We start from the raw sequence: 19,444 nt of genomic DNA, 5'->3' as shown, positions 1-19,444 counted from the left end.
CTATTTGTAAATGGGAACAAGATCAAACAAACCTGGCGCTGGTTTCGGGCTGTTGGAATTTGAGTTCAACTCATTTTGAGAATAAATGAACCTTCCCGGAAGCTGAGCTCCGTTATTAGGAGTAAGCTTAATTCCTACGGATTCTGTACGTGTACGACGTTCGTCGTTCCAGCCCAGATGTGTTCCGTAGAAAGTCACATATCTTTCTTCCAGAATTTCACGCAGCAGCGCGTTGTCTGCTGTGATGTTATCCTTGTTCTCCATTCCGCCAGCGGCGAAGTCTGCCGCAACATAAGGTTCGTACTTGTAAGTTCCAGCAACTTTATAAGTCGCGTGCAGATATCCACCCGAATTCAGGAATGCCCGGTAAGCATTTAAATGACCCAGCGCAACGTCGAAACCTTTTCCCGAGCGCAAAGCAGATTCTGCAAGCGTCAAGATATTTTCCTGATAGGTGATTAATGGAAAACTAGCATCTCTTGCAAAGAAGCCACGCGCTGCTGTTGTTGTTAATGTATTGGGCTCAATAACTCCCGGCGCATTCACACCCGCTTCGAGATAATAAAACTTAAATCTGGCAGTTTCGTTTGTTTTTGCATTTCCCCGGTATTTTGCGTTGGCAGGATTTAACAAAAATGTCAGATATGAATCTTCACCTGTGATACTGCCTGCCCGAATATTTGTTAGAAAACTATAATTAGCATTCTCGTTAACGCTGGCTGTTGTTCCGTGTAAAGAATATAAAGAATTTGCATAGGCACTTACGCCAGACGTGGCGGCCGTAAGAGCTGCTTCATATTGTTTTGTATCCACCAGTAAGCGCGCTTTTAAGCTATATGCAATTTGTTTCCATTTCGTCGCATCGCCTGACAGATGAATATCTTCCGCACTAACCGTTCCAATTCCTGATTCCAGATCGGCAATCGCTTCATCCAGACGCGCAATCAGTTTTGGATATAACTCTGCCTGTGTTTCAAATTTCGGATTGGGATAAAGCTCCGTATTTCCTGATTCAGTGAACGGAATATCACCCCAAAGTTCAGTCGCCGTCGCCATGCCATTTACCTGAATAATTTTGGTTATTCCGGCCATCTTCCGGTTTCCTAACGTCTCCGCTTTTTCAATAGCAATCAGCGCATTTTTGTTGACACCTGAGAAGAATAGATTCCAGTCGTCGTCAAAGTTGTTCGCTGTGATCTGATATAAATACCAGGTACCTAATTGCTGGAAAGTCCCCTTTCCATAACCCGACCAAACAATTCCCAGTCGGCTTGCAAGCCCTTCCTGAGCAGCCATGTTAGCAATCTGTGTTCCTGTAAACACATATCTTGCCGGTGCATCCGTAGCATTATTGGGATCTTTATTCAAATCGTCAACGATGGACTCGCATGAAGTGAAACCGAGGCCGATCATCAGGGCAAAAACAGATTTATATATCCTTTTCATGAGTTATCAATTTTGGAAATTAATAATTGACTTTTAAGCTGAAAACAAGTGATTTCGTGTTTGGATTGTTGAAGTAATCCACGCCACGGGCATTTCCAACTCCTGATACGTTCGTCTCAGGATCGACTCCGACGATTTTTGTCCACAAAACCGGATTTCGTCCCGTCACAGTAAAATCAATCGATTGTAGTTTCGTCTTCTTGCGGAAGGCCTGGGATTTCAAGCTGTAGCCCAGTGATATTTCACGAATACGAGTCCAGCTTCCATCTCTTACAAACTGCTCTGCAAGTTGTCCGGAGTGACCACCGATTGAAGTATAGAACGACTGATCAAGCAGCACAGGACCGCCACCGTAATTTGCGATATTTCCTCTCACGGTTGTTCCCGCAGGCGTCATTTTGCCTGCATAATTGTAGGTATCCTGGGCCAGGGTAACCTCATGCCCTACGTCTGCGTAAGTACCAAAATTTACCAATACAGCTTTTGTACCTTCATAAAAATCGGAACCCTGAGATGTTTCAAATAAAACATTCATAGAGAAATTTTTGTAGGAAACATTGGTACCGAATCCACCTCTCCATTTCGGATTTGGATTCCCAATAATACCCAATGTCGTTCCTAATTGAGGGAAACCATTCGCTGTCAAATCCATTGAGCCGTCTTCTTTGCGTCGGTAAACTCCACCGTAAAATGATGACAGCGCATGTCCGACACTCGCTACCGTGCTCAGTGCTCCGCCGGTAAACGTAATTATTTCTGTACCTCCAAGGTCAGTAACTTTATTATTATTCTTGCTCCAATTCGCGAAAACATTAACGTTCCAGTCTGTCTTTTGAAGTAAATTATAGCTTAAATCAAGTTCCAGACCTTTGTTTTCCATTTTCCCGGCGTTCGTATATTTCTGGGTAAAACCAGTTGAACCAGCAGCAGAAACCTGTAAAAGAAGATCTTTGATCTCATTTTGGTAATAGGTGAAACCAGCAGAAAGCTTGTTTTTAAAGAAACGCAGATCCGTTCCCAGTTCCCATTCCGTTTTACGTTCAGGTTTCAATTCAGGATCGCCTTGTGTGTAACTTTGAACATAAGCTCCACCGTAACCAGCGCCGCTCAAATCTGTCGCCCAGCTACCGAATGCAGCATTGACGTAAGATGTGGTATTCTTGTATGCCTCAGGCTGAATACCTACGATACCGTAAGAAGCGCGAACTTTACCGAAAGATAATATTTCATTATTCGCCAGTGCAGGAAGTTGTGTAAACTGCCATGCTATATCAGAAGAAGGATAATAAAAAGTCGACTTCGATTGACTTCCAAAGGTAGACCCTGCCTCACCAGCTGCGGAAACATTCAGATAGACCTGATCATAAAACCCAAGGTTAACGGTGGAATATAAACGCGCCATACGTCGATGCGTTTCGCTGTTATAAGGATTATTATTAGCAAACGTAGAGTTTGTGAAGTTTGAAGGGGCGTCTTCCAGAATAAAATTATTCATGATCCCGCCCAGGCTGTTGTATTTTCGGTCGTTCACATTAAAACCAACAATCAATGTCCCGGTAATATCTTTGGTAATGTTATGTGTAGCGCGGCCGATGATATCCATGTTCAATTCGGTCTCTTTGATCATCTGCTGCTCATAACGGCCGGCACCAGAGTTGACAACGGAATTAACCGGATCGTTTGTCACACGTCTGTCGGTATACGTATCGAGTCCTCCTCTTGCAGTAATATTGAACCAGTTCGTCGGACTGATTACCGCTTCGGTGCTCATGATAAACCTGTCGACTTCGGATAAGTTGGTAAGTTCATTGATCGTCCACAAAGGATCGTTATAACTTGGATTGGACGATGCACCAAGATAATTGCGGTAGGAACGCTGGCGGTTCAAAACCGGAGAAGCCGTTGGAGAAGAATAATACGAACCTTTCCAGTAACGGCTGTCAAAATCCGGTGCGGAGCGAAGCATACCTAAATATAAACCGCTGGTATTATCTCCTTTCTGGATTCTGTTGGAAGTCGTTTTTACATAGGTCGCATTTGTGGAGACACGGACAATATCATTAAATTGGCGCGTGCTGTTGAAACGAACGGAGCTTCTTTTGTAATCGCTTTGTCCCGCAAAAATACCTTTTTGAGATAAATTACCAAGACTTAAATAGAAGTTCCCTTTATCATTCCCACCACTGATGGCCAGGTTATTGTCAAAATAGGTTCCGGTACGGAAAACAGCATCTTCTCTCGCCTGGTTATACACTTCCTGCGAATTCTTTTTTATGATCGGATAGAAAGTGGGGCCGTTATATGACTCAAATCTGGCTCCGTTCATATTAACCTCGTCGGCGCCTCCTGATCTTGTCGATATTTTATCTCCCCAGGAATACTGAGTGGTCGGGTTGTAGGCCCCAGCCGTTCCTTGACCGAAAGCAGACTGCAACGGATGCAATACATTTACTTTATCAAATGACGCAGTAGATGTATAGCTGATATTCATTTTTTTATCATCCGCACCTCTTTTCGTAGTTATAACAATTACACCGTTAGCAGCGCGCGATCCCCAGAGACCGGCAGCAGAAGCTCCTTTGAGTACTTGCATGCTGGCGATGTCTTCGGGATTGATATCGTTTAAGCGAGACTGCTGCGCTACGCCGCCTCTCGCGTCACCAGTTGTGCTGTTGCTCATCGGAATACCATCAATAATCACCAAAGGCTGGTTAGAGCCCGTGATCGTATTTTGTCCACGTATCTGAATATTTGAACCTGCGCCGGGATCGCCTGAGGAGCGGGAAATCTGTACGCCGGCCGCTTTACCCGCCAGACCATTTATAACACCTGTTTCACCAGAACGGCGAATATCATCTGCCTTGATCGTAGAAGATGTAGAACCCATTCTGTCTTTGTTTTCACGAAAACCCAGGGCCGTAACAACCACTTCGCTCAACTGTTTTGAATCCGTAGCAAGCGAGACATTAATTGTTGAAGAGCTTCCTACTGGTACTTCCTTAGATAAAAAGCCCAGAAAGGAGAAAACCAGCACATCGCTTTCTCCCGGAACGTCAATCGTGTAGTTTCCCTCGGCGTCCGTTGAGGTTCCATTCATGGTCCCTTTGATGATTACGTTCACACCGGGAACACCTGATCCATCTTCCTCCGAGGTAACTTTTCCCTTTACCTTAATCACAGCATCGGAATGAGAAAACTCATTAATAATGATTTTTTCGCCAGATCTGGCCGGATAACCTATGCTGCCTGTTAGCAGAATAATCCAGAGCGCGACGGCTTTCTTGGGTAGGAGTTTATTCATGATCGTTATCATTATGGGTTAATAATTATTCGGACTGCCATTACCTAAACTCGTTGCATATCGCCCCGTATTGGATTTCATATAACAATACATAGGCAATTATTTATTTTGAACTTATACAAAAAGTCAATATAAAATTTGCACGATTACCCATAAGACAAAAAAATCAAAAAACCGGGTACCCCCGTTTGATAACTTCTTTAAAAGTTTAAATTCTTTCTAATTATTCTAATAAAGTAAAGCTCAGCTTATTAAAACAAAGCTCATACTCAGGATTTAAAGCCAACATTCAGAAGCGCATGCATAAGAAGAAATCTAAAAAAATTTCTATAATACCAAGAACATCAGCCGGATCGCAAATTTTGCCTTGTGCAAACTTTCAGCTAAACTGTTTATTTATTAATATTGTAAGTAGTTGATGTATAATCTATATCAATTAAAGGTTACGATATTTTGTAAAGGACTCAGGACTTCCCGGGTTCTTTATTTTTTTAATTTATCATACAGATTTAAGTACGTCAACTTCAAAAAATCAGTCCTTTTTCTCCTATGCCGGTGAAATTTTAAACATGAATGACAAATCATTTTAATACTGTAAATGAAAACGGGAAAATCCGGCTTGAACCATTATCAATTTTTCACTGGTAATTATTTTTTGCAAAATGCTGTTAGGAACCAAGTGAAAGGTGACGTAATAATGCGCTGCCGGTTAAGTTTTATTTACAATGTTGAAAAAATCAGCCTTCCTAATTCTCTTACTTGGTTCCTGCCTGTGCGCTTATTCTCAGGAAACATGGAAGTTACATACCGAAAAAGAGGGCGTTAAAGTGTTCACAAAATCCATTTTAACATCAAAAGTCAAGGCACTCAAAATCGAGACTTTTTTAAATGCCACAGCCTCTGAGTTAGTTAATGTTTTGCTGGATATCGACAGGGAAAAAGAATGGGTCTATAATACGAAGTCTTGTGTCGTCGTAAAAAAAGTCTCCCCGTCTGATCTGTATTATTATTCCGAAGTTGTACTTCCATGGCCGGCACAAAACAGGGATTTCGTAGCACACATAATGGTTTCTCAAAATCCATCTACCAAAGTAGTTACAATCGACGCTCCCTGCGTTCCGGGATTTGTAGCGGAAAAACCAGGAATCGTCAGAATTGTTCAGTCGACAGGCAAATGGATCATCACCCCGATGCCGAAAAGACAGGTCAAAATTGAGTACTCGCTGGCGGTCGATCCGGCTGGATCTATTCCTGCCTGGCTCGTAAACCTGGTCGCCTCACAAGGGCCACTGGAAACATTCAGAATGTTAAAAATTCAGTTACAAAAGCCTGAATATCGCAATATCCGGTTGTCATATATCGCAGATTAGCCCGTAAGACAAAATATGGTGACAAAAGCCAACGAGTGAAGCTAGCAAAAATATATCCTTGATTGTGAGCGTATTAAGTGAATAATATTTTAGATTCCAGGCACCATTATGGCCTGAATTAAAATACAATTAAAAGTAAATTAAAATTTAATGCTAAATTTTTAATCTGAAGAGCATCCCTGATCGTATGTGATTTGTAAACATTATCTCACTTCACTTAAGATGCTTATGAAATTTTTTAGCAGTCTGGCCAAACAAGCGTTATTCGCAACCGCGCTCACCTCATCGATGGTTCTGGTATCGTGCGAAGATCACCGCATGTCTCCAACGGAGCAATCACTTCCCGACAGAATGTTCTGGGCATTGTCAGATGACAATAAAATTCACCAAATCAATGTTAAAAACACTACTACACCTCTAAAATCACTTACGGTAACGGGTCTTGTAGCCGGGGATATGTTGGCAGGAATCGATTTCCGCCCGGCAACCGGACAGCTTTACGCTATCAGTAAACAAGGTAATCTTTATCAAATAAGCCTTATAGCTGGCGCAACCGAAGGAAGAGCTACCCGCATTGGCGACGCTCCACTGGCAACTGCATTATCAGGCGCTAACATCGGATTTGACTTCAACCCTACGGTTGATAAAATTCGCGTAACGACTAGCAGCACACAAAATCTACGCGTTCATCCGGAAACGGGCGTGATCGTTGCTACCGATTTAGTTTTAAAAGGATATTCAAATCCACAAATTGGCGCAGTTGCTTACACGAACAGCCGCGCAGGCGTAACTGCTGCTCCGGGCGTTGGTACTGCGCTGTATGATATTGACCCGACAACGGATCAGCTATACCTTCAGACACCTCCAAACGACGGAGGGCTTGTTGCTGTCGGCAGTCGCTTTGATATTGACATAGAAGACGTTGGTGGTTTTGATATTTCCCCAGACGTAAACGCATCTGATGTTTATCCAATTGCCTCTGTAAAATATCAGGGTAAATGGGAATTGGATCATGTGAATCTTACAACAGGTAAACTTCAAAAACTTGGAGATTTCCCGGCTGGTGTAAACGTGATAGGAATTGCGATTCCTTCGTTACCAGTTGCTTATGCTTTGGACGGTGTAAATGGCTTGCGCATTTTCAACCCAACTACGGGCGCAAGTTATGGCAGCAAGGCTATTATGGGAATTCCAACGGGCGTTTTATTAGCTGGTATTGATATCAGACCAGTAAACGGACGCTTATATGCCTTGGGAATGAACAGCAAAATATATAGCATCGACCTAGGTTCAGGAATGGCATCAGAAGCTGCAACTTTGAAATTAGCAAATGGAACCCCGGTGATGCTTAACGGAACGATCTTCGGTGTAGACTTTAATCCAGTTGCCGACAGACTTCGTGTAGTAAGTGAAACAGGACAAAATTTACGTATCAACGTTGCACCGGGGGAAATGAATGGCGTTACAGTCGTTGACGGTCAATTGAATATTACTGGCTCCGCCCTATCGCCATTTGTGACAGCGGGAGCTTATACGAACAGTTATCCAGGCGCTTCGGCTACCACGTTATTTGATATAGATAGCCAGTCGAATCTGTTGTATACCCAGGCACCGCCAAATGACGGGTCTCTGGCTCAACCTAAAAACCTTAACCTTGACGTTGATTCTAATATCGGATTCGATATCGGAAATGCCTCAGGAGTTGGTTATGGAATATTCACAGTTGGAGGGGTTACCAATTTCTATTCTGTGGATCTTGCTACAGGTGCAGTTTCTATGAAGTTTACTTATCCAGGATCTGTTAAAGGACTTGCGTTAGGTTTTGGATTATAATTAGAAATGATACTAAAAGCGGTGATCAGGAAATCCTGATCACCGCTTTTTTTTTAAGGCAGTTTTTTAAACTATCCATTCACAACCTGCCCACCATTCGGATGTAATACCTGTCCGCTGATATACGACGAATCCTCGCTTGCCAGAAATACATAACACGGAGCCACTTCACAGGGTTGACCGGGTCTTTTAAACGGCGTATCTTTTCCAAATTCAGCAACGTGCTCTTCGTCAAAAGTCGCCGGAATCAGCGGCGTCCAGATCGGGCCGGGCGCTACGGCGTTGACCCGGATTCCCTTATCGACAAGATTGACAGATAGCGAACGGGTGAACGAAGTGATAGCTCCCTTTGTGGACGAATAATCCAGCAATCCAGGACTTCCATGATATGCCGTGATAGATGTGGAATTGATGATAGAGTCACCTTCCTGCAAATGCGAAAGCGCGGCCTGCGTAAAATAGAAAAACGAAAAAATATTGGTACTAAATGTATTTGTTAGCTGAGCAGAAGAAATTTCTTCAATATTTTCTTTCGGATGTTGTTCTGCTGCATTGTTGACCAGAATATTAAGTTTTCCAAATTCGCGTATGACTGTACCTACGGCTTCCTGGCAAAATTCCTGCTGCCTGACATCTCCCGGGATCAACAAACATCGCTTGCCCTCAGCCTCAACCATTCGCCGGGTTTCAGCTGCATCCTGATCTTCGCACAAATAAACAATGGCAACATCGGCACCTTCCCGTGCAAAATGAACGGCAACTGACCTCCCAATACCACTATCCCCGCCAGTGATCAATGCAACTTTGCCGTCGAGCTTTCCGCTTCCCCGATAATTTTCACGAATAACAACCGGTTCCGGATTCATGATTCCCTCAATTCCGGGTTGCTTCTTTTGCGTCTGTCCTTTGGTATCTATGCTAAATTCCATGTTGTTGATGAGTTGATTTGACCGCCGCTGTTAAAAAAATATGCCAGAGAAAGAATTGGTGGTTAAACAAAGTCTGCTTTGTAACGATGTGCTTGAACTGTCTGCGTTGGTATAATTCTTGTTAGACACACGGCAAGCAAATGATCGGTTATACTTCACCATAACATTCTAAAACTTTTTAAAATGGCTCAAAATGACGAACCGAAAGGTTCAAATCAAAAACTGGAAGATTTGGATGCTTTCAAGGAAAACGGCACAAACGAATTTTTGACGACAAATCAGGGACTGAAAGTCAATGATAACCAGAATTCTTTGAAGGCTGGAGAACGTGGCGCGACCCTACTCGAAGATTTTATTTTAAGAGAAAAAATAACTCATTTCGACCATGAGCGTATTCCAGAACGTATTGTACACGCGAGAGGTACGGGAGCTCACGGATATTTTCAGGTTTACGAATCGCTCTCAAAGTACACAAAGGCAAAATTCCTGAACGATCCTTCTATCAAAACCCCGGTTTTCGTTAGATTTTCAACTGTTGCAGGATCTCGCGGATCAAGTGACCTGGCACGCGATGTTCGAGGATTCTCAGTGAAATTTTATACCCAGGAAGGGAATTATGATCTTGTGGGAAATAACATGCCGGTGTTTTTTATTCAGGATGCAATTAAATTTCCTGATCTTATCCATGCAGTCAAGCCGGAACCGCACAACGAGATTCCGCAAGCTGCTTCCGCACATGATACCTTCTGGGATTTCATTTCACTGATGCCGGAAAGTACCCACATGATCATGTGGGCGATGAGTGACCGCGCGCTGCCCCGCAGTTTAAGAATGATGGAAGGATTCGGCGTTCATACATTCCGTCTCATAAACGAAAGCGGAGAAGCTGTCTTTGTGAAATTTCATTGGAAACCTATCCTGGGCGTGCACTCAGTTGCCTGGGACGAAGCAACTAAAATTTCAGGTAAGGATCCTGATTTTCACCGCCGGGATCTGTGGGAAGCTATCGAATCGGGAGCCTATCCAGAGTGGGAACTAGGGATACAGGTTGTTGAGGAAAAAGATGAACACAACTTCCCGTTCGATCTGTTAGACCCGACTAAGATAATACCTGAGGAGCTTGTGCCTGTCCAGCGTGTTGGAAAACTGACACTGCATCAGAATCCTGCAAACTTTTTTGCTGAAACAGAACAGGTGGCGTTTCACCCAGGCCATCTTGTTCCCGGAATTGATTTCACCAACGATCCTTTGCTTCAGGGAAGATTATTTTCATACACCGATACACAGTTATCGAGGCTAGGAAGCCCTAACTTCCATGAGATTCCGATCAACAGATCAATTCCAACGGTTCACAATAATCAGCGTGATGGACATATGCGCCAGCTGATTAATACAAACCAAACCAGTTATGAGCCTAACAGTATTGGCGGAAATTTCCCAAAACAGGCTACCGTTGCGGAAGGAGGCTTTTCTACTTATGCCGAGCGCATAGATGCTAGAAAAGTCAGAGCAAGAAGCAAGAGTTTTACAGATCATTTTAGTCAGGCAACCTTGTTTTTTAATAGTCAGTCTGAAGCGGAAAAAAATCACATTGTCGACGCGCTATCCTTTGAATTGGGTAAAGTTGACCGGGAAGAAATCCGGGTGCGTATGGTTGGTATACTAACGCAGGTAGATAGTACGCTGGCAGCAAAAGTTGCAGATAATCTTGGAATTGAAGTACCGGCTGAACCAGAAAAGCCAATGAATCATTCGGTACCTGCTGACGCAAATCCGGAAGACTATCAGCCTACGAAAGTGGATCAGAAACTTGAAAAATCCACCGCTCTAAGCATGGCCAATACGGTTAAAAACACGATCAAGTCAAGACAGATTGCTATTCTTGCAGCAGACGGCGTTGAAGAGGCAGCACTTAATGAAATGACAAAAGCGTTGCTGGCAGAAGGTGCTGTTGCAAAGATTATTTCGCCAAAACTAGGCTATATTAAAGGGACAAAGGGAGCGAAGATCAAAGTGGATATGGCATTTTTGACTGCGACTTCGGTTGTATTCGATGCGGTTTATGTACCAAGCGGGCCGGAAAGTGCAAAGGCTCTGATCAATGAACCCGATGCGATTCATTTTATTAATGAAGCATACAGACATTGCAAGGCGATCGGTGCAGAAGGCGAAGGTATCGACGTATTAAAAGCCTCATATCTGGGAAAAGATTTCGCAGTAACACCACTGGAAATGGACCAGCAAACTGCGGAAGGAATTATTTTGATCTTCCGCGATGGCGAAGGCGGCAATAAAGAGAAAGAATTCATAAATGCGGTGGCGCAGCATCGCTTCTGGGAAAGGGAATTAAAAAGCAAAGTTCCCGCCTGATAATCACATATTTCAATACAAAAAATGGCCATCGTTCGATGGCCATTTTTTGTATTGAAGAACCTAATAATCAGGCTAAATCAGAATCTACATCGACCAGTGTTCTTTTTCCGTATTTATTTACAAAAGTTTCCCTAACCCGCTCCGACATATTTAGATACGGAATCCATATTGCCACTGCGATGATTTGTCTGATGATCTGACTAACGGATTCGCCGCTCACACTCAGATTAAAAAACAGATTTATCACAGCAGCATCGACAATCAGATACGCGAGTGTTCCTGCCATAAAAACAGAATAAAGTACTGGAAATGAGTCTCGTTTTTTAAAAAATAAAACCAGAAGTAGGCCTGTGAAACAAGCTCCGAAAAGGATGACCGCCAATTCCACCAGAAACATAAAATGAAATGTAAATAACTTCAGACCGGATTGCCCCAAAACAGAATCCCATCCTGAATTCGTAAAATAGACTCCAAAAGACCCTGTCAAAGTTGTAGATAAAATCAGGAGCAACCGCATAAGCAATCCAATCGCCAATAAGATTAACCAGCCGTCTATTTTTAATCCCGAAATATCTGCCGGGACAGTTCCAGGAGAATATTTATATAACTTCAAGCAAACCCATAAGCTGCCCCCAAAAACTAAAATTCCGAACAAAACCATTCCGATATTCAGGTTTTCTCCATTTGCAGCCGGTCCGTCAGAATCATTTAATTCGTATTCCAGGTAGTCATAGAGTTTGTCCATATCTTTCCTGAACTGCGAAACCTGTTCCGGGAGAATATGATCTTTTAACACCGCATAATCGTAATGAAGCTCCCAGATATTTTCAGCAGAAATGAATTTTGAAGAAAACTTAATTTCATAAGCTTCCCGTTTTATTTCCCATTGATCCTGAATAACACTTTGTGACGTGGGCAGAGCCAGTCGGATCCTGTAATCCAAACGGTAAGGATAACGCAGAGATACCGGATTTTTTCGAGGACGATTTGGCAAATTGATAAGTTGGTCGTAAAGGATTTTTCCCAGAATTAAAAAAGTATATTTATGCCTGGTGCTGTCATACTGCCAGCCATTTTTCATACTATACCGCTCGACCAGCGAAATGTTGTTGGCCTGCCTCTGATCATAAAACTCTAAAGAATCCAATATTTCAAATTCGGCATGTTTATACGTGTCACGATAATAATTCAGATAATTTTTTCAGTTTCAGAAAAACTTCCTCCTTGAAGAATGGACCGGATATTGTTCGCTTCCTGGTCAAAGTAAACTGTTTTCACAAATAACGATCCGACACCTGACGAGTCAAATTTGTCTGGAATCCGGATATCCTCCGTCACTGAAACGCTTCCGCTAATTGCACCTGCAATGGGGATAAGATCTTTTTGGCCGGGTCTCAGGGGAAGTCCGGCACCATAATCAGGAAAAGAAATCTGAGTCGCCGCGCCTCCTTGAAGCACAGAAGTTGCATCCACGAAATGAAACGTTTTTTGCTTGTCTCCCACTGCAAAACGAGCGACCACATGATTAAAATCTGAGGGAGTTGGAAGGTAGTCCAGCACATGAGACCGATAATAAGTATCCACCAGCACAGGATCACATTCGATTTTATTGGCGCGCAACAGTGCACATAGAAGCGAGACCTTATCCTTACAATCACCATAACGCTGTTTGAAAACATCTTCAGGTTTATGCGGACGATGGGAATTCTCGCCTGTTTCCACACCCAGATATCGAATTTCATCCTGAACAAAGCGAACTGCTTTTTCAATAAATTCGTAATCACTCTCCCCGGATGTTTTTTTTCAAAGATCTACTTTTGCTTTTAATTCGCCCGATATTTCCGGTATCTGGTAGAGTTGCAGCCCCCAATCCACGACCTCTTTCCAGCTCCGAAACTCGGTTACCTGAACATAGGGATAATTGTAAAACCAGGAGGGGGTATGTTCTTCGAAGGGTATATTTTTCAGATTTTTTATATCCCACTCATAGATGGAGCTCTTTGCTGATTTTTTGAGCGTTTTTACGGGCGGTTTGTTGAAATCTTTAAAATTCAGAAATCTGCCATTTTCTGAAATAATAGCGTAATGGACATGTGATATGTAATCATACGTGCTGAAACTAAATATTCCGGAGTACTTATTCTGGAACACTGAATTCCATCCGGATACCGAGTAAGAAAATTCTATCCGGTCTCCTTTACGGATATCTTTCAGGACCAGCGACGCTGAATAATTTCCATTATAAATGAAACGTTGCCTGTCAGTCTCCTGGGGCATTACTTTGAAATCCGAAATTTTCAGCTGGTTAACTGACTTTCCCTCCCGCCAGATCGTGATGGTATGAAAATTTACTTTTTCATAAGAAGGATCAAAAATGACCGAGATTTCGGACCCGTTTTGAATACCGCTTTCCGTGACAATATTTTTAATGGATCTGTAATACGTTGTCTTCTTTTCCAGATTAACCTGCATATCCGAAAAAGAGAAATAATAACCGTCTGCAAAATCCTTGACAGAAGGCGACTTTCCCGCTGGAATAACCGGCACAACCCAGGATGGAGCAGGTGACACGCCGACCGAAGCGGCCAAAACTTCAAAGCAAACTATTGTAGTGAATGAAAATAACAGGTAAAGTTTTTTGACTAATTTAGAGATGAGGTTCAACGTGAGCGTACATTAAATATAAAACACTGATTAAGGGAGGTAATTTTTCACCAAGATACACGTAAATTTTATCTCAGCAATTACTGCCCCGCCCACTTTATAACTGCCGGGTACAAATCAGCAACAGTCTCACCTGTCTTTTTTGATTGATAAAGCCTCAGCAATTCTTCGTTAAACTCCTTAAACCTTAGAAATCCCCGCCCATTGACCATATTATTTTCCATACCTGCCTTCAATTCAGAAAATGTAGCCTGGTCAAAAACATCTGAATACAAGAGAGTCACAAGACCGTAATTCATATATTCTTCAAAACACGAAAGAACGTTATTATAACCGCCGGACGGTTTGCCGGGTGTGATCCAGCGCGTTAAATCACCAAATGATTTTGAAATCTCCTTAACATAAATTTCGGCTTCCGGATTGAGATAACTGTGGTTAATTTCGGTAAAAGCAATCATCATCCGCTGTCCTTTCCTAAAATCCGGATCCTCTTTTGTTACGCTGTTATTTTTCAGGACAAACGGGAAGTTAATGTGCGCATGCGCTTCTTTAAAGCCATTATCCTCAAAATTGTTTGCCGACTGGTTCCAGCCAACCAGAGGAGAAAAAATCACACGGATCGCAGAGTATTTCGTTTTTGGGAACTGTTTTTCCAGCCAGCTTTTCATCATTCCGACGTCCACATTTTTTTCAAAATCCGCTATCAAACCTGCATAATAATTGACATTTTCCTTATAGAAACTTCTGAATCCAGACTTTTTAGCGAAACGTTCCAGCGCGGGGATATAAGGCGTTAATTCGTTTACTTCGCCCCAGCTCGCCCTGTCGAAAACAGCATGTTTTACAATCCTGCCATTATCGAATTGATATGCATAACTATCCATTTTTAACGGAGCGTACATATCGGAGGATACTTTCAATACAGAATCGATTGTTTTGACTACTGAATCGTCAGAGAACGGCTGAAAGTGCATGTTAACTGATTTGTAGTAATCAGTCCCCTTATATATTGCCTCGGTTTTTCCATAGTCGGTCAATGCGAAAACGATATTTATCAATTCATAAACCTCCGGAATCTCCGTTATCACTTTTCCGTTAAAACGTTTTTTATACCCGTCATTGAATAAGGCAGCCTTAATCTGCCTGTGCGACGTAAAAGTTGCCATTAATGTATCGCCCTTCTGTTCCCGGATGATCATGAAAGTGGATTTTTCCCCATAACGCAATGGCATGGAAATGGAATCTTTTTCCGAAACTATGCCAAGGGTTGAGTTTTCGTTTTCCAGTCCCAGATCATAAGTGAAGGGATTGGGAATATCGTTTATATTATTAAAATTACCGCGCTCCTTATCAATATACATGATCAAACTATTCATTTTCGTCCGGACCACCGGAACCTTTTCCTGGGCGAAGCTCTTAAAACCAGGTATGAGAAGTATCGTAAGCAGAAGGAATAATTTCATTTGTTATGTGTTTAGTACAATCAATTATACTAAAAGAAATCAGTTCCTGAAAGCCTTTCCTATTCGATTCATTGACTTACGCTCAAAAATTCAAATTTTTGCCTGACTTCAAATCTTTCTTACATTTACAAAAAAGAGTCAAATTGAAAAAAAGCGTCACACTGAATGATATCGCAAGGGAACTTAAAATGACCGCGGCAACGGTGTCGCGTGCCTTAAGTGACCATCCCGAAATAAGTCAAAAAACGAAAAAAATTGTTCAGGAGGCTGCACAGAAGCTTAATTATAACTCGAACAGAATAGCCTCCTCACTTCGTTCAGGTAAAACCAACGTCATCGGCGTTTTGATCCCGACAGCCGAAAACGCATTTTTCGGATCGGTTATTCATGGCATAACCAATCTGGCCAGCAAAAATGGTTACTCTGTCCTGATCCACGAGTGCGACGAACTTTATGAGCTCGAAGTCAAAGGAATTCAGACTTTTATCGGAGCCAGGGTTGACGGTATCATCGTCTCGCTTTCCAGAAACACTTTGAATTATGAACACTTTCTGGAAGTCAAGCGCAGGAATATTCCACTTGTGTTTTTTGACCGCGTACCGGATGAAATAGATATTCCTTCGGTTGTTATTGATGGTTATAACGGAGCATTTCTTGCAACGCAGCATTTGATTGACCAGGGCTACAAGCGAATTGCACATATTTCCGGTCCTACTTACATCAAAACGTTCAACGACCGCTATCAAGGATACCTTGCGGCTCTGAGGGCTAACCATATTCAGACAGACGCTGAAATTATCTATACCGGAAATATTTCAATTGATTCGGGTATGGAAGGAACGCGGCATCTTTTACAACTTCAAAATCCGCCAGATGCAATTTTTGCTGCAGAGGATTTCACTGCACTTGGAGCCTTGAAAGAGTTGAAGTCGAGTAAGATTCAAGTGCCGCAGCAGTTCGGTGTTTTCGGTTTTTGTAACGACATGTTCAGCGAACATACCACCCCTTCCCTATCAACAATGGATCAGCAAACCGTTTTAATGGGGCAGGAAGCTTTCAAATTACTATTTGATATGGTAAAAAACGGCATATCGGATAAGGCAAATTCGGTGCGGCAGGTTATTGAGCCGAAGCCTGTTTTTCGGGAATCTACTATGCGCGGGGGCATCTTCAAGTAAATGATTAAAATACAATTTAATTACTAATAATCAACCAGTTATAATATTTGATTATTAACTTTTACATTTTGTATCATTTTCCGTAAACGATTACGTTAATTTGTAATCAGGTATCTTATCCTGACATTCATTTATCTTAAATTCAACGCATGTTTAAAAAATTAATAGTTCCGATATTTTACACGGCACTGTTCTCATCCGCCGCCTTTGGACAAATAGCCACCTCAACCAGCAAAGTAAAATTGCAGCTCGTAACCGATCAGCTCTCCCATCCGACCGCCTTTGCTGTCACGACGAAATCTCCGGAGCTGCTTTTTGTGTGTGAACAGGAAGGAAAAATCCGCATTATTCAAAACGGCAAGTTAGCAGCAACTCCGTTTCTGGATATTACCAAAGAAGTACTGAAAAAAGACGGATACGATGAGCGCGGTCTTTTAGGGCTTGCCTTTCATCCTGATTATGCAACGAACGGGAAGTTTTACGTTTATATGAGCGTGGCGGCAGTGCCGGATGAAAAAGGTGTAAATCATCGGAGTGAGGTTCGTGAATATATTGTTGATAAGGGCAATCCGCTGACTGCGAACAAAAGCTCCATGCGCAAAGTTCTGGTTTTTGATCAGCCGGAATCTAACCACAACGGAGGCGATTTGAAATTTGGAACTGACGGCTTTTTGTACATTTCCGCAGGCGACGGTGGCGGTGCGGATGACAAACATGGCCAATATGGAAACGCCCAGAATCTGTCAAATCTTTTAGGAAAAATATTACGCATCGATGTAAATAATACGCCATACTCTATTCCTGCTGACAATCCTTTCGTAAAAACGCAGGACGCAAAAGGAGAAATTTATGCTTATGGGTTGCGTAATCCATGGCGGTTTAGTTTTGACCGCAATACGAAGCAGCTTTTCGCCGGCGACGTTGGACAAAACAAATATGAGGAAGTTGACGTAATAACGAAGGGAGGAAATTACGGATGGAGACCGATCGAAGGGCTGCATGATTTCAGATCGGATGATCCAAAACCCGTTAACCCGATTGCGACAATTGCAGAATACCCGCATCCGGAAGGTTTAAGCATAACCGGAGGATTTGTATATCGGGGAAAAGCAATTCCGTCATTGGCAGGAAAATACATTTTCGGAGATATGATGGGACCAATCTGGTCACTGACTCCCGGCGCAAATGATAAGTGGACACGGGAAAAATTGTCGATCGGAAAAGATGCAGGCTATTGGCATGTATACAGTTTTGGAGAAGATCTTTCCGGGGAGCTTTATGTCCTTACCGTTCTGCTGGACAGCAATAAAGGTGCGTTATATAAACTGGTTCCATAATTAGACTACCTCAGACCGTTAATTGCTTGCCTGTCCGCCCTTTTCGGGGCGGGCTTTTTTATTGATCTTTTAAATCAGGAAATATTTCCCACGGTAATCGCTCCTTTAAAACTGATCTGCATGCCACTGTTCTATGATATTCGTCAAATTTTAAGTTGATCAAGGTGCTGAGAAAATTAAAAACTCTACAAATCGCTTCAAAAAAGATCAACTAAAACAGATAGAAAGATTTTGTTTTGTCCTTAATAAGTACTCACCAGAACAATTAACTATGCGAAACTCGCGTCGCGCTTTTATCAGAAATACGGCATCTCTCGCATCGCTTTCATTAGTAGATCAATTGCCTGTAACGGTAAATTTGAAAAGTAGACCCGATTACATTCAAGACGGAGGGTTGAAATTTTGCCTTGCGCATTTTTTTGGCATGAACAAACAGCGCATAGAGCTTTCAAAACAAATGCGGGTTCTCGGCGCTGTCGGTGGGATAAACCCGGGAGCTGTGGGGCTTAAAAACATTAAACCCTGGGAGAAAGAAGCTGTTCTCGCTGTACTGGCCGCATGGAAAAAAGAAGGTTTGACACTGCGTGTACTTGAGGGGCCGCCAACTTTATCTGAAAAAACGAAACTGGCACTGGCAGGAAGAGATGAAGAAATCGATCACTTCATCACATTGATGAAAAATCTTTCAATTGCAGGGATTGATACAATATGTTATAACTGGATGCCGGTTATCAGCTGGGCTCGTACGCAGCTCGACAGGCAAAGTCGTGGAGGTGCGCTGGTCAGCGCTTTTGATATGGACAAAATACAGGATCAATCCATTACTGAATACGGGCGGTTCTCAAAGGAAGACATGTGGAAAAATCTGGAGTATTTCCTTCGAGCCGTTATACCTGAGGCTGAAAAAGTCGGCATGAAACTTGCGCTTCACCCAGACGATCCGCCGGTTGACGAAATCCGGGGAATTTCACGTATAATGACATCTGCCGACGCGTTTAAGAGATTAATTGAAATTATACCCAGCCAAAGCAATGGCATTACATTGTGCCAGGGAACTTTTGCCACTATGGGTGAAGATATCCCCTCTATAATTAATTATTTTGGGAAACGTAAAAAAATTCATTTTGTCCATTTCCGTGACGTACGCGGTGATAAAAACCATTTCGAGGAAACATTTCATGATGACGGAAAAACGGATATGTACAAGGCAATGAAATCATATTATGATACTGGATTTCGCGGCCCTATGCGGCCAGATCATGTTCCAACAATGTCCGGGGATAGCAACGAACACGCAGGTTATAGCAACATCGGCGCTCTGTTTGCAATCGGATATATGCGGGGTCTGATCGAATCAATCGCTAAGTCCAATTCAAAAACCTGACAACTCATAAAGAAAACTTGTGTTTATATTCTGATGAATTGTCAGTGAATCTTTGAAGGAATTTACTAAAGATATGGCTGTAATTTCAACAAAGGCATATTGAATTTGGAATATTTTCTCCAGTGTCCTTGAACTTAATTAAACGCTCATAACAATCGCCCCGCAC

Annotated in this window: 12 protein-coding genes and 1 pseudogene; 6 read left to right on the top strand and 7 right to left on the bottom strand. The window is 42.4% G+C overall.

From position 1 onward, the window contains the following. A complete protein-coding gene (locus BMY70_RS12955) occupies positions 1-1,446 on the bottom strand; it encodes a SusD/RagB family nutrient-binding outer membrane lipoprotein (RefSeq protein ID WP_090335626.1) in 1,446 nt (481 codons plus the stop codon). Positions 1,447-1,465: 19 nt separating this feature from the next. Further along, positions 1,466-4,747, bottom strand: a complete 3,282-nt coding sequence (locus BMY70_RS12950) for a SusC/RagA family TonB-linked outer membrane protein (protein ID WP_090335625.1) — start codon at positions 4,745-4,747, stop codon at positions 1,466-1,468. A gap of 725 nt (positions 4,748-5,472) precedes the next feature. Here BMY70_RS12950 and BMY70_RS12945 point away from each other — a divergent pair. Both BMY70_RS12945 and BMY70_RS12940 read left to right on the top strand, forming a co-directional pair. Further along, complete coding sequence (locus BMY70_RS12945; protein ID WP_090335624.1) at positions 5,473-6,117, top strand: START domain-containing protein; 645 nt, start codon at positions 5,473-5,475, stop codon at positions 6,115-6,117. 228 nt (positions 6,118-6,345) lie between these two features. Beyond that, positions 6,346-7,950 carry a DUF4394 domain-containing protein gene (locus BMY70_RS12940; protein WP_090336458.1) on the top strand — a complete coding sequence of 535 codons (1,605 nt, stop codon included), beginning with the start codon at positions 6,346-6,348 and terminating at the stop codon, positions 7,948-7,950. Between the two features lie 71 nt (positions 7,951-8,021). Here the strand turns inward: BMY70_RS12940 and BMY70_RS12935 are convergent, their stop codons facing one another. Next, on the bottom strand, positions 8,022-8,879 hold the full coding sequence (locus BMY70_RS12935; protein WP_090335623.1) for an SDR family oxidoreductase: 858 nt from the start codon (positions 8,877-8,879) through the stop codon (positions 8,022-8,024). Between the two features lie 183 nt (positions 8,880-9,062). Here BMY70_RS12935 and BMY70_RS12930 point away from each other — a divergent pair, with 183 nt between their 5' ends. Further along, on the top strand, positions 9,063-11,249 hold the full coding sequence (locus BMY70_RS12930) for a catalase (protein WP_090335622.1): 2,187 nt from the start codon (positions 9,063-9,065) through the stop codon (positions 11,247-11,249). Positions 11,250-11,319: 70 nt separating this feature from the next. Here BMY70_RS12930 and BMY70_RS12925 read toward each other — a convergent pair whose 3' ends face one another. The 4 genes and pseudogenes from BMY70_RS12925 to BMY70_RS12910 all read right to left on the bottom strand — a co-directional run bounded on the left by BMY70_RS12925 (position 11,320) and on the right by BMY70_RS12910 (position 15,379). Then, positions 11,320-12,399 carry a DUF2569 domain-containing protein gene (locus BMY70_RS12925; protein WP_090335621.1) on the bottom strand — a complete coding sequence of 360 codons (1,080 nt, stop codon included), beginning with the start codon at positions 12,397-12,399 and terminating at the stop codon, positions 11,320-11,322. 41 nt (positions 12,400-12,440) lie between these two features. After that, positions 12,441-13,031 (bottom strand): annotated as a pseudogene (locus BMY70_RS12920) (transglutaminase-like domain-containing protein); the annotation flags it as partial. Positions 13,032-13,055: 24 nt separating this feature from the next. Then, a complete protein-coding gene (locus tag BMY70_RS12915) occupies positions 13,056-13,916 on the bottom strand; it encodes a DUF3857 domain-containing protein (protein ID WP_090335619.1) in 861 nt (286 codons plus the stop codon). 80 nt (positions 13,917-13,996) lie between these two features. Then, positions 13,997-15,379, bottom strand: coding sequence for a DUF4932 domain-containing protein (locus BMY70_RS12910; RefSeq protein ID WP_229209597.1), 1,383 nt, complete (start codon positions 15,377-15,379; stop codon positions 13,997-13,999). Positions 15,380-15,522: 143 nt separating this feature from the next. Here BMY70_RS12910 and BMY70_RS12905 point away from each other — a divergent pair, with 143 nt between their 5' ends. The 3 genes from BMY70_RS12905 (at position 15,523) to BMY70_RS12895 (ending at position 19,278) form a co-directional block, all read left to right on the top strand. Next, positions 15,523-16,557 (top strand): LacI family DNA-binding transcriptional regulator, encoded by a 1,035-nt coding sequence (locus BMY70_RS12905; RefSeq protein ID WP_090336453.1) that lies wholly within the window; start codon positions 15,523-15,525, stop codon positions 16,555-16,557. 149 nt (positions 16,558-16,706) lie between these two features. Then, positions 16,707-17,894 carry a PQQ-dependent sugar dehydrogenase gene (locus tag BMY70_RS12900; protein WP_090335618.1) on the top strand — a complete coding sequence of 396 codons (1,188 nt, stop codon included), beginning with the start codon at positions 16,707-16,709 and terminating at the stop codon, positions 17,892-17,894. Positions 17,895-18,165: 271 nt separating this feature from the next. Next, positions 18,166-19,278 (top strand): mannonate dehydratase, encoded by a 1,113-nt coding sequence (locus tag BMY70_RS12895; protein ID WP_090335617.1) that lies wholly within the window; start codon positions 18,166-18,168, stop codon positions 19,276-19,278. Positions 19,279-19,444: the final 166 nt, after the last annotated feature.

Source organism: Dyadobacter koreensis, from assembly GCF_900108855.1.
In the GTDB taxonomy this organism is placed as follows: domain Bacteria; phylum Bacteroidota; class Bacteroidia; order Cytophagales; family Spirosomataceae; genus Dyadobacter; species Dyadobacter koreensis.
The sequence above is the reverse complement of the archived record's forward strand: the minus strand, read 5'-3'. Positions and strand labels throughout refer to the sequence as shown.

Excerpts from the sequence above, each read along its gene's own strand:
- BMY70_RS12955 (WP_090335626.1), bottom strand. The coding sequence starts at position 1,446 with ATGAAAAGGATATATAAATCTGTTTTTGCCCTGATGATCGGCCTCGGT.
- BMY70_RS12950 (WP_090335625.1), bottom strand. The coding sequence starts at position 4,747 with ATGAATAAACTCCTACCCAAGAAAGCCGTCGCGCTCTGGATTATTCTG.
- BMY70_RS12945 (WP_090335624.1), top strand. The coding sequence starts at position 5,473 with ATGTTGAAAAAATCAGCCTTCCTAATTCTCTTACTTGGTTCCTGCCTG.
- BMY70_RS12940 (WP_090336458.1), top strand. The coding sequence starts at position 6,346 with ATGAAATTTTTTAGCAGTCTGGCCAAACAAGCGTTATTCGCAACCGCG.
- BMY70_RS12935 (WP_090335623.1), bottom strand. The coding sequence starts at position 8,879 with ATGGAATTTAGCATAGATACCAAAGGACAGACGCAAAAGAAGCAACCC.
- BMY70_RS12930 (WP_090335622.1), top strand. The coding sequence starts at position 9,063 with ATGGCTCAAAATGACGAACCGAAAGGTTCAAATCAAAAACTGGAAGAT.
- BMY70_RS12910 (WP_229209597.1), bottom strand. The coding sequence starts at position 15,379 with ATGAAATTATTCCTTCTGCTTACGATACTTCTCATACCTGGTTTTAAG.
- BMY70_RS12900 (WP_090335618.1), top strand. The coding sequence starts at position 16,707 with ATGTTTAAAAAATTAATAGTTCCGATATTTTACACGGCACTGTTCTCA.
- BMY70_RS12895 (WP_090335617.1), top strand. The coding sequence starts at position 18,166 with ATGCGAAACTCGCGTCGCGCTTTTATCAGAAATACGGCATCTCTCGCA.